The 12,088-nt window shown below is 40.5% G+C and carries 10 protein-coding genes, 1 rRNA gene and 1 other annotated feature (1 of these 12 running past the window's edge); all 11 genes read right to left on the bottom strand.

Features of this window, described 5'->3' with window-relative positions; translation table 11 throughout:
* Window positions 1-142 (bottom strand) — a binding site (T-box leader); it reaches 82 nt to the left of the window's first position.
* Window positions 143-155: 13 nt separating this feature from the next.
* Window positions 156-1,625, bottom strand: coding sequence for a glutamate--tRNA ligase (gltX, locus tag LCL91_RS20610; protein ID WP_224885198.1), 1,470 nt, complete (start codon window positions 1,623-1,625; stop codon window positions 156-158).
* 68 nt (window positions 1,626-1,693) lie between these two features.
* Window positions 1,694-2,170 (bottom strand): 2-C-methyl-D-erythritol 2,4-cyclodiphosphate synthase, encoded by a 477-nt coding sequence (ispF, locus tag LCL91_RS20615; RefSeq protein ID WP_224885200.1) that lies wholly within the window; start codon window positions 2,168-2,170, stop codon window positions 1,694-1,696.
* The gene (gene ispD, locus LCL91_RS20620; protein WP_224885202.1) at window positions 2,167-2,859 is read right to left on the bottom strand and encodes a 2-C-methyl-D-erythritol 4-phosphate cytidylyltransferase; all 693 of its coding nucleotides are present in this window, start codon (window positions 2,857-2,859) and stop codon (window positions 2,167-2,169) included. The genes ispF and ispD overlap by 4 nt, the downstream gene beginning before the upstream one ends.
* Before the next feature lie 25 nt (window positions 2,860-2,884).
* Window positions 2,885-3,982 (bottom strand): PIN/TRAM domain-containing protein, encoded by a 1,098-nt coding sequence (locus LCL91_RS20625; RefSeq protein ID WP_098445951.1) that lies wholly within the window; start codon window positions 3,980-3,982, stop codon window positions 2,885-2,887.
* Between the two features lie 160 nt (window positions 3,983-4,142).
* Window positions 4,143-5,204 carry a DNA integrity scanning diadenylate cyclase DisA gene (disA, locus tag LCL91_RS20630; RefSeq protein ID WP_098445950.1) on the bottom strand — a complete coding sequence of 354 codons (1,062 nt, stop codon included), beginning with the start codon at window positions 5,202-5,204 and terminating at the stop codon, window positions 4,143-4,145.
* Between the two features lie 3 nt (window positions 5,205-5,207).
* A complete protein-coding gene (radA, locus tag LCL91_RS20635; RefSeq protein ID WP_224885204.1) occupies window positions 5,208-6,581 on the bottom strand; it encodes a DNA repair protein RadA in 1,374 nt (457 codons plus the stop codon).
* 254 nt (window positions 6,582-6,835) lie between these two features.
* The gene (gene clpC, locus LCL91_RS20640; protein WP_224885206.1) at window positions 6,836-9,277 is read right to left on the bottom strand and encodes an ATP-dependent protease ATP-binding subunit ClpC; all 2,442 of its coding nucleotides are present in this window, start codon (window positions 9,275-9,277) and stop codon (window positions 6,836-6,838) included.
* Window positions 9,277-10,371 carry a protein arginine kinase gene (locus LCL91_RS20645; RefSeq protein WP_224885208.1) on the bottom strand — a complete coding sequence of 365 codons (1,095 nt, stop codon included), beginning with the start codon at window positions 10,369-10,371 and terminating at the stop codon, window positions 9,277-9,279. The genes clpC and LCL91_RS20645 overlap by 1 nt, the downstream gene beginning before the upstream one ends.
* The gene (locus LCL91_RS20650; protein WP_224885209.1) at window positions 10,371-10,907 is read right to left on the bottom strand and encodes a UvrB/UvrC motif-containing protein; all 537 of its coding nucleotides are present in this window, start codon (window positions 10,905-10,907) and stop codon (window positions 10,371-10,373) included. Before LCL91_RS20650 ends, LCL91_RS20645 begins: the two co-directional genes overlap by 1 nt.
* A gap of 37 nt (window positions 10,908-10,944) precedes the next feature.
* Window positions 10,945-11,406: a CtsR family transcriptional regulator gene (locus LCL91_RS20655; protein ID WP_159780801.1), complete on the bottom strand. Its 462-nt coding sequence runs from the start codon at window positions 11,404-11,406 to the stop codon at window positions 10,945-10,947.
* A 580-nt stretch (window positions 11,407-11,986) separates the two neighbouring features.
* A 5S ribosomal RNA gene (gene rrf / locus LCL91_RS20660) occupies window positions 11,987-12,088 on the bottom strand; the annotation flags it as partial.

The raw sequence follows: 12,088 nt of genomic DNA on the forward strand, positions 1-12,088 counted from the left end.
TCCTAACTAATCACCATACTGGCTTTCGAAAGAAGACTCAGAGGGGCATTTCAATGAGTGAATTCTTAAGCTGCTTTCAGCCGCAGACAGCTCTCTCTATAAAGAATTACACTGATTTACTTTTCCTCTTCAACGTTAGTAGACATCTATATCGTTTATGCTTTACTCATCGCAAGAACTTGATTCAAACGGGCATTAACTGCATCTCTTCCAAGCAAGGCAATCGCCTGCGGAAGTTCAGGACCGTGCGTTTCACCTGTCGTAGCAACACGGATCGGCATAAATAGTTTTTTTCCTTTGTGACCAGTTGCCTTTTGAGTAGCCTTGATCGCTGCTTTAATAGCCGCTGGCTCGAATTCTTCAACTTCCTTCAGTTGATCTAAAAAGCCTTGCATCACTTCAGGAATTTGTTCTTCATTCAACACTGTCATTGCTTCTTCATTATACTGAATTTCTTGCTTAAAGAACAACTCAGTAAGCTCAACAATTTCTCTGCCGTAATGAAGCTGCTCTTGATAGAGAGCAATCAATTCTTTAGCCCATTCTTTTTGCTCATCTGTCATTTCAAGCGGGAATCTTCCTGCTTCAACAAGGTGTGGAAGCGCAAGTTCCACTACTCGCTCAAGACTCGACTGTTTAATATATTGATTATTCATCCAGTAAAGTTTTTGTGAATCAAAAACCGCTGGAGAAGTAGATAAGCGTTCTGGATCAAAGATCTCAACCAGCTGTTCTTTTGTAAATAGTTCCTCTTCTCCTTTAGGAGACCAACCAAGAAGAGTAACAAAGTTAAATAACGCTTCTGGAAGGAAACCTAAGTCATGATACTGTTCAATGTATTGCACAATTGACTTATCTCGCTTACTAAGTTTTTTCTTTTGATCATTAACGATCAGGGTCATGTGGCCGAATTTAGGTGGTTCAAAGCCAAATGCTTCGTAAATCATCAGCTGTTTCGGTGTGTTTGAAATGTGATCATCTCCACGTAAAACGTGAGAAATTTTCATATGATAGTCATCTAGCGCCACCGCATAGTTGTAAGTAGGAATACCATTTTTCTTAACAATAACAAAGTCGCCAATTCCATTAGATTCAAAAGATACGCGGTCTTTTACAATATCATCAAATGCATATTCTTTGTCGCGCGGAACAGCAAAACGGATGCTCGGCTCTCTACCTTCTGCTTCTAGTTTCTCACGCTGATCTTGAGTTAGGTGTCGGCATTTCCCAGAGTATCGAGGCATTTCTCCACGTGCGCGCTGTGCTTCACGCTCCGCTTCTAGCTCATCTTCTGTACAATAACATTTATATGCGAGATCTTTTTCCAATAGCTCTTTCGTGTGCTCTGTATAAATGTCAAGACGCTCCATTTGAGTATATGGACCGTACTCGCCCTCTTTATCAATACTTTCATCCCAATCCATGCCAAGCCACTTTAAGTAATCAAGCTGATTCTCAACGCCGCCTTCTACATTGCGAGATTGGTCCGTATCTTCAATGCGAATAATAAACTTACCGCCTTGATTTCTAGCAAATAAATAATTAAATAACGCCGTTCTGGCATTCCCAATATGTAAATAACCCGTTGGGCTCGGGGCATAACGTACACGTACTTCATTTCCCATTTGTTCCACCACCATTAGTTATTATCTTCAACTGTCTTATTATTTTACCATTAGAGTCAAATTATCGGTCAAGCTTTTTGAAGCAACACAACTACTTCAGCCGCAATTCCTTCTCCTCTACCCGTAAAGCCTAGCTTCTCAGAAGTAGTTGCCTTCACATTCACCTGACTTATGTCTGCCTCAAGTAATTCAGCAATCACTTCACGCATCGCTGAAATGTGAGGCGCCATTTTCGGAAGCTGAGCAATAATCGTACCATCCACGTTTCCTAGTACAAATCCCTTTTCTTTTACAATGCCATACACATGACGAAGGAGTTCCTTGGAATCAGCATCTTTAAATGCCTCATCTGTATCCGGAAAATGCTTCCCTATATCGCCTTCTCCAATTGCACCCAGACAAGCATCTGCAACGGAATGAAGAAGAACGTCGGCATCGGAATGTCCAAGTAAACCCTTCTCAAACGGAATTGTCACTCCTCCAATAATACATGGACGTCCTTCTACTAATTTATGTACATCAAAACCATGCCCTACTCGCATCAAATGCCACTCTCCTTCTTCTCTCGCAATATCGCTCTAGCAAAGATTAAGTCTTCAGGTGTTGTTAATTTCACGTTCCAATAGTCACCCTCAATAACATGCACCGCTTGTCCATTCATTTCTACTAGACTTGCATCATCGGTTCCAATCACGTCATTCTCTTCCGCCCATTGATGGACATCCTTAATCACAGATAGACGAAAAGCCTGTGGCGTTTGAACAGCCCACAAGCTTGAGCGATCAATTGTTCTCTTTACTTGTAATTGATCTACCTGCTTCACTGTATCTTTAACCGGAACAGCGACAATAGCTCCGTCATAATTCGCTGCTGCCAGCGCCACTTTGTTTGCAACTTCATGTGAAAAGAACGGTCGCGCTCCGTCGTGAATTAACACGATCTTTTCTCCCTGTAAGGCTTTTAGCCCTTCATAAACACTTTGTTGCCGCTCACGCCCACCAGTTACTACGTGACTTACTTTCGTTAAACCATATTCTTCGATAAGTGACCGAAAGTCGTCGTGCTCCCGCTCATTAATAGCAAGCACTATTTCTTCACAATGTGGATCACTTTGAAAAACCGACATCGTATGAACGATAATCGGTTTTCCTTCAAGCATAATAAATTGTTTGTTTTTTCCCGCGTTCATCCGTTTACCTTGACCGGCCGCAGGAATGACTACTGAATACTTCAAAGCTAGAACCCCCGTTGTCTATCGCTTAAAGTGCTTTCTCAAGTAGCTTGGGCTTCGCAAATATCATCCGCCCTGCTGATGTTTGCAACACGCTCGTTACAAGAACATCAATCGTTTTGCCTATATAGTTTCTACCTTCTTCTACAACAATCATTGTACCATCATCTAGATACGCAACGCCCTGATTGTATTCTTTCCCGTCTTTTATAACTTGCACATTAAGCTCTTCCCCAGGAAGAACTACCGGCTTAACCGCATTGGCTAAATCATTGATATTCAAAACTTGAACTTTTTGCAGTTCACATACTTTGTTTAAGTTAAAATCGTTTGTAACAACCATGCCATTGACAAGCTTGGCGAGCTTCACAAGTTTGCTATCTACTTCTTGAATTTCTTCAAAATCACCTTCATAGATTTCAACGTTTATTTCAAGCTCTTTTTGTATCTTATTAAGAATATCGAGTCCCCGACGACCACGGTTACGTTTCAATACGTCAGATGAGTCAGCAATATGCTGGAGTTCTTCAAGGACAAATTGGGGAATAACTAACGTGCCTTCAAGAAACCCAGTCTGACATATGTCCGCAATTCTACCATCAATAATGACACTTGTATCAAGGATCTTTAATTTAGATGATCCGGAATCAATCTCATCTTCATCCGAATCTTTTTTCTTTTCCTTGCCTTTGGTGTTAGAGAAAAGGTTAATAAGCTCATCGCGCTTTTTAAACCCAACCTGGAATCCAAAATATCCTAAAAGGATCGTAATGAAAATCGGCAGAATGTTACTAACAACCGGAAAGTTAATCTCAGCCAGAGGTACAGTTAGTAAAAATGCAATTATAAGTCCAATAATCAGTCCAATTGCCCCAAATAGTACGTCTCCAACAGGTGCTTTAACTACCTTTTCTTCAATAATTCGAATAAAATCCACAATATAATCTGTTATCCAAAATGTTGCTAGAAAGAACAGTACCGCTCCAATGACAGCACCTGCATAAGAGTTGCTAAAAACTGATGGAAGATCCCCTATATTGAGTAATTGTATTAAATCTGGTAAGTATACTAATCCCAGCGCTCCGCCTAAAATGATAAAAAACAACTGTACAATCCACTTTATCATTGACGTTTTCACCTCCTTTTAACATTATAAACAATTTCTCAAAATTGAAACGTCATTCCTTGAAGTTTACGAATTTTATAGTATGATTATAGGTTGGCTTGCATGACTATAAATTAATTATAGAGTAGCACACCCCCTATGGAATGTCTATTTCACAGCCCTATATATGGCGATCTACAAAGAGTTGTTCTTGAATTCGCTTTAGTCCATCTTTTATTTTCTTGGCTCGAATAGCCCCGATTCCATCGACATGATCCAATTCCTCGATCGAAGCTTTCGAAATCGCATTTAGGTTATCAAAACTATCGACCAAATTTTCAATAATGTTAGATGGTAACCTTGGAATTTTATGCAGAATCCGGTAACCTCTTGGAGTAACATTCTCATTCTGATCCTGGTAACCAAGTATCTTCATTATCGCGTTTTCTTCTAGCAAATCATCACTTGAGAGCCTCTTCAAACGTTTCATTACATCAGCAGGAGATTCATCAACGTCCTTCACATAATCGCCAATCAGCCACTTTGCCTCTGACTCAAGATTAGATACAAGCTCTTCCATCTGCATGCTAATTAATCGTCCTTCTGTCCCTAGCTCGTTAATGTAATTAAGAATCTCTTTCTTAATGCGTAACACCATTTCAATCCGGTGAATTACCTGTGCTACTTCTTGAAGCGTGACAAGTTCTTCAAACTCAAGCGCACCGAGGTCTGTAATCCCCTGATCTAGAACTGATTTGTATTTCTCTAACGTTTGCATCGCTTGATTGGCTTTTGTCAGAATAACGCCAATTTCTTTTAATGAATAGCGAATATTTCCCTGATAAAGCGTAATGACGTTACGACGCTGGGAGATCGAAATCACTAGATTACCTGTTTGCTTGGCAACCCGCTCTGCAGTTCGATGACGAATTCCGGTCTCCGTTGATGGAATAGAGGTTTCTGGAATTAATTGTGTATTTGCATATAATATTTTGGAGGCTTCTTTGTTTAATATAATCGCCCCGTCCATTTTTGCTAATTCATATAAATACGCAGGGGTGAAGCGACACTCAATTGAGAAGCCTCCATCAACAATTTCTTGCAACTTACCATCATATCCTACAACAATAAGGCCACCGGTATTCGCGCGTAGAATATTATCGATCCCATGCCTTAATTGCGTACCTGGCGCAACGATTTTTAATATGCCATTTATAATTTCCTGCTGCTTATCGATCTCCATCTTCTACCCTCCTAGCGCTTCATTTAATGCTTCGTCTACTGTTTGAACACCGATTACCTGAATACCTTCGGGAAAAGTCCATCCACCTATGTTCTTCTTTGGAATAATAGCCCGTTCAAAACCTAGTTTGGCGGCTTCGATGACTCGTTGTTCAATACGAGAGACTCGTCTAATTTCTCCAGTCAATCCAATTTCACCTACTACTATGTCAGAAGGACGTGTTGGTTTGTCTCTAAAACTTGAAGCAATGGAAACAGCTATAGCAAGGTCAATTGCAGGCTCATCAAGTCTTACACCACCAGCCACATTCAAATAAGCATCCTGGTTTTGCAAAAGAAGACCTACTCTTTTCTCAAGAACTGCCATTAGTAACGATACTCGGTTATGATCAATACCTGTTGCCGTTCTACGTGGATTTCCAAAGCTAGTAGGTGATATAAGTGCTTGTATTTCAACAAGAACAGTTCGCGTTCCCTCCATAGATGCAACAACCGTTGATCCTGCAGAACCAGAAGATCGTTCTTCTAGAAAAATTTCAGAAGGATTAAGTACTTCTTCAAGACCCTCTTCCTTCATCTCAAAAACACCTATTTCATTTGTCGATCCAAAGCGGTTTTTTACGCCGCGAAGAATCCGAAAGGTGTGGTGACGCTCTCCCTCAAAGTAAAGCACCGCATCTACCATATGTTCTAAAAGTCTCGGACCCGCAATCGACCCTTCTTTTGTTACATGCCCCACAATAAAAACTGCAATTCCCTTTGTTTTAGCTATACGCATAAGTTGTGAAGTACATTCGCGAACTTGAGAAACACTACCCGGAGCAGATGTAACTTCTGATCTGAAAATCGTTTGGATTGAGTCGATAATGACAAGTTGCGGGTTTATTTCTTCAATCGCTTTACTAATATACTCAAGATCCGTCTCCGCTAATACAAATAATTTTTCCGCATCAACACCTAAGCGATCTGCACGAAGCTTCGTTTGCTTTACCGACTCCTCACCAGAGATGTACAGAACGGGGTGATCCTGATCAGCCAACTTCGAAGATGTTTGTAACAAGAGCGTTGATTTACCAATCCCCGGGTCACCCCCAACAAGAACGAGTGAACCTGGAACGACACCACCGCCTAATACACGATCAAGTTCCGTGATGTGGGTTAGTATTCTAGGCTCCATTTCTTTTTGGATACTTCTAATAGATGTCGGTTTGCTCGCCGTTTCATTGCTTGAAGTAACAAAACGTCTACGATCGTTATCCCCTGGAACCATTTCTTCTACCATCGTGTTCCATTGATGACATCCTGGACATTTCCCCATCCATTTTGGAGATTCATAGCCGCAATCCTGACACATAAATTTCGTTTTTTTCTTCGCCATCTAATATCCTCACTTTCAATTAACCGAACAAATTCCCTACATTTATTTTATCACACCTTATAAGTTCCTATGAACTCATAACGATCAGCCGTTTACAAAAGTTCCATCGATTCAGTGAATCACTCTTAAATTGAAGAGTATGAACTCCTCAAAAAAGATCAATAAAATTCTAATCACATTACCTTTCCCTTAAGTGAAGCAAACCACTCCTCAAATAGAAAAAAACCGGAAGATAAAACTTCCGGTTGAATTTCTTATGATGATGTTGCTTCAGAGAGCGTTTCGACAACAAAATCATTCTCTTTGTAATCAATCTTCACTCGCTGACCTTTTTCAATATTTCCTTTTAACAATTCTTCAGAAAGACGATCTTCAATATGGCGCTGTAGAGCTCTTCTAAGCGGTCGAGCTCCATATTCTGGATCATAGCCTTCTTCAGAAATTTTCTCAAGGGCAGGGTCAGTTAGTTCAAAATCAATTCCATGGTCAGATAGCCGAGCCTTAAGTTGGTTGGCCATTAGGACTATAATTTCTTTCAAGTGTTTCTTTTCAAGGGAATGGAATACGATCGTCTCATCAATACGATTCAAGAACTCCGGACGGAAAGTCTTCTTAAGATCATCCATCACTTTACCTTTCATATCACTATATTCTTGACCTTCAGATCCTGTTGAGAACCCAACATATTTATTGCGCTTAAGCGTGCTAGCCCCAACGTTTGACGTCATAATGACTACTGTATTGCGGAAATCAACTACGCGCCCTTTAGAATCAGTCAATCGTCCATCTTCTAGCACTTGTAATAGAATATTAAACACATCTGGATGTGCTTTTTCAATCTCATCTAGCAAGATAACAGAATAAGGTTTGCGTCTTACCTTCTCAGTTAACTGACCACCTTCTTCATATCCAACATATCCTGGAGGTGAACCAACAAGGCGTGACGTTGAGTGTTTCTCCATGTACTCAGACATATCAATGCGGATTACAGAATCTTCTTCACCGAATAGCGTTTCAGCAACTGCACGAGCGAGTTCCGTCTTACCTACACCAGTTGGTCCAAGGAAGATGAATGAACCAATTGGGCGTTTAGGATCCTTAAGCCCAGCACGAGCACGTCGAACTGCTTTTGAAATAGATTTAACTGCTTCTTCTTGACCGATCAGACGATTATGAAGAATTTCTTCCATCTTCAATAGTCGCTCTGTTTCCTGCTCTTCTAGTTTGGAAACCGGGATTCCGGTCCAATTGGCCACGACAATCGCAATATCTTCTGGCGTAACTTCTTGATTCTCTTTGCCTTGCTTTTCTTTCCACTCTTTCTTCGTTTGCTCAAGCTGCTCACGTAAGCGTTGCTCGGAGTCCCGAAGAGAAGCGGCTTTCTCAAATTCTTGACTTTGAACAGCAGCATCTTTTTCTTTTCGAACTTCTTCCAGCTTCTTATCAAGCTCTTTCAAATTCGGTGGTGCTGTATAAGAACGTAGACGAACTTTCGAAGCAGCTTCGTCAATTAGGTCAATCGCTTTATCTGGTAGAAAACGATCTGAAATGTAACGATCTGAAAGCTTTACAGCAGCCTCTATAGCATCATCTGTAATTGTAACGCGGTGGTGGGCTTCATAACGATCACGTAGACCTTTTAAGATAAGCGCCGATTCATCACTTGTCGGTTCATTTACCTGTATTGGTTGGAAACGTCTTTCAAGTGCCGCATCCTTCTCAATATATTTACGATACTCGTCAAGTGTTGTCGCACCAATACACTGAAGCTCCCCTCTTGCTAGTGCCGGCTTGAGGATGTTCGATGCATCAATTGCACCTTCTGCCCCACCAGCTCCAATTAGCGTATGAAGTTCATCAATGAATAAAATGATATTGCCTGCCTGACGAATTTCATCCATTACTTTCTTTAAACGATCTTCGAATTCACCACGGTATTTCGTTCCGGCTACTACAGTACCCATATCAAGCGTCATGACACGCTTATCACGGAGAGTCTCAGGTACTTCATTATTAATAATTTGCTGCGCAAGGCCCTCAGCAATTGCTGTCTTACCTACACCGGGCTCACCAATAAGAACCGGATTGTTTTTCGTACGTCGGCTAAGCACTTCAATCACTCGCTCAATTTCTTTGCTTCGGCCAATAACAGGGTCTAAACCATTGTCTCGTGCTATGACAGTAAGGTCTCTTGCTAGGCTATCGAGCGTTGGCGTATTGGCACTTGCTCCACCACCCTGATGACTAGAAGAAGAACTTTCATTGCTTCCAAGCAACTGAAGAACCTGTTGACGTGCTTTATTCAAGCTGACACCAAGGTTGTTAAGAACACGAGCTGCAACACCTTCTCCTTCACGAATAAGACCAAGTAAGATATGCTCAGTTCCAACATAGGAATGGCTTAGCTTACGTGCTTCATCCATTGATAGCTCGATAACTTTCTTAGCTCTTGGTGTATAGTGAATAGATTGAACAGAATCCTGTCCTCGCCCAATCAACTTCTCTACTTCTTTTTGAATCTTTTCTGAGCCCAGCCCAAGAGCTGTTAAAGCTTTAGCTGCAATGCCTTCCCCTTCGCGAATCAAGCCAAGTAGGATATGTTCAGTTCCAACGTTATTATGACCAAGTCGGATTGCCTCTTCTTGTGCTAATGCAAGTACTTTCTGGGCACGTTCTGTAAATCGTCCAAACATCATTATTCATCACCCTCCACATTCTTCGTTAGTTGATCTTCAAGTTCAAGTCGTTCTCTAATTAAAGTAGCACGTTTAATGTCTCGCTCTGTAGGGGTTAGACTCGCCCCAGCATATTGTTGTAAGAAGCCTGGTTGAGTAAGGATAAGCAATTCATTCAAGATCGATTTAGATAATCCTTTAACAAGACCTAAATCAATCCCAAGTCTCACATCTGATAAACATTTAGCCGCCTCTTTTGATTGAATGATCCTACTATTCTGTAGGACACCAAGTGCTCGATAAATCCGATCTTCTAATTCAATTCTCGAATTATCAAGAAGGGCACGTCTAGCAGCTCTTTCCTTTTCAATAACTTGCCTAACTACACCTTGTAGGTCTTCGATAATGTCATCTTCAGTCTTACCAAGTGTAATTTGATTTGATATTTGAAAGATGTTACCCAGAGCTTCACTTCCCTCACCATAACTACCTCTTACCACGAGTCCCAGCTGATTAATAGCTGGAATAATATGATTTAACTGCTGTGTTAAGACAAGCGCGGGAAGATGCAACATCACAGAGGCCCTCATTCCAGTTCCTACATTTGTCGGGCAACTAGTTAAGTAACCTTTTCTTTCATCGAAAGCATAATCCACTTTTTCTTCAATCCAATTATCAAGAGAATTGGCTAGCGACAAAGCTTTTTTAAGTTCAAACCCAGCTACTAGACACTGAATACGAAAATGGTCTTCTTCATTAATCATAATGCTAACCGTTTCGTTCTCACTCAAAAGGACAGCTCCATTTTTGGAGTGTTCGATAAGGTTAGGACTAATAAGATGCTTTTCTACAAGTACCCGTTTTTCGATAGGCTTTAAATCATCCATTTCGATTAACTCCAGCTGCCCTACCTGATCGTCTGGTATGTCAGTAAATTGACCTCTTACCTCTTCAATAACCTCTAGGTTATGCTCACGATTAGAAAGAATAGGGAAAACGAAATTCTTTAAATTACGTGCAAACCTTACGCGGCTGCTCATTACAATATCTGAGTCAGGACCTTCGTTTTTCATCCAGGGGCTCACAGCCTCGCTGATAAAATGCTGAAGTGACATTATTCTCCCCCTTCCGATGTACTTTTGTCTTCAAGGGAACGAATCAAATCTCTCGTTTCTGCAGCTTTTTCGAATTCCTCAAGTTCAATATACTCTTTCATTTTGTTTCTTAAACTTTGAACTTTGCGCTCCATTTCTATTGCCGCGCCAGCTCGTTTAGGAATTTTTCCAGAATGGATCGTATTACCGCCATGAACTTTCTTAAGTATAGGGTCAAGTTTATCGGAAAATGTTTTATAACAATCTGAACAGCCAAAACGACCAATCTTCGTAAACTGCTGATAAGTTAAGCCACATTTAGGACAGTGACTTGGCTCCGGTTTATAAAAAGACTGCGCCTGGCTCTCGCCAATAGGAGTTTCAAAATTTAGTAATCCCGATAATAAGTTATGGATAGAAAAATGGTTAGTGCCTGGCTCTACCTCACCTTTTTCTTTTGCACACTTTTCACAAATGTGAGTTTCTGTTTTTTCACCATTTATAATTTTGGTGAAATGAAGCGTAGCAGGGCGCTCACCACATTCCTGACAAGTCATAGGGCAACCCTCCTTATCTACCCTTATCGTAGTAATATTATTTATATTTTAAAGCGATAAGCATTGCACGCAACATATTCGCACGCAAGTGATCTCTTAACGGTAGCTCTATTGTAATCACTGTACGATCTAGTACGCTTAACATTAACTTCGCTTCTCGTTCTGAAATAACCTCTTCTTCGAGTAAACGAAGGATAATATTTTCTGAAACGACTTGTGGAACTTGATTTTTGACAATCTGGAGCATTTCATCAATTAAATCAGCGTGGGTTTCGGGCTTAACTTTAACAATCCGTATATAACCCCCTCCACCTCTTTTACTTTCCACAATATACCCTTTTTCAATCGTAAAGCGAGTATTGATGACGTAATTAATTTGTGAGGGAACGCATTGAAATTTATCTGCTATTTCACTTCGTTTAATCTCAACAGCATCCCTTCCATCAACCATTAAAATTTTCTTTAAATAGGCTTCAATAATATCGGAAACATTCCTCACTGAGTTCCCTCCTCTCCGTCCCCATACTGACTTTGACTATATTTGACGTTGAATATATTATAACGTGTTTAGTGTAGATTGCAAAGTAACAAGCCTATCACATGTCTTTTTAAGCTTTTCCATTTATGTGAAATTCAAGACTCTTTATTTCTTTACTTTTTTATACGAAGTAAGAACGTTTATAAAAGGTAGTTAGCCTGTGCTAATAATGTACCAGTCCCTCATTTTATCGTTTGTAGTTTGTACCCTTTCCAACTACTAGCTAATCTCTCTTTTGAGAATGTGTTGCGGACGAATAATTTCATTTCTTACTATCCCTAAAAGTGAAGTATCAGTTTGGAGTTTAATGATTAATAAATGTCAATTTGTTCGACTGAGAACCTCTGAGAAATGTGATTTAATAGGAGAGTCCAAAATACCATTTACTTCTTATAATTTGATAGGATCGAGGGGGAGATTTTAAGAAGGAGCATCGTTTATTCTGCAAAGGTATTGAAGAAGGGATTTGACCCAATGAAAATTCAACCATAAAACCATACAAAAAGGCGAGAAACCGTTTGGTTTCTCGCCTTTCATCATTGCCCAGCGACGTCCTACTCTTGCAGGGGGAGATCCCCCAACTACCATCGGCGCTGAAGAGCTTAACTTCCGTGTTCGGCATGGGAACGGGTGTGACCTCTTC

It is taken from the genome of Guptibacillus hwajinpoensis, from assembly GCF_020171785.1.
Taxonomy (GTDB): Bacteria; Bacillota; Bacilli; order Bacillales; family Guptibacillaceae; genus Guptibacillus; species Guptibacillus sedimenti.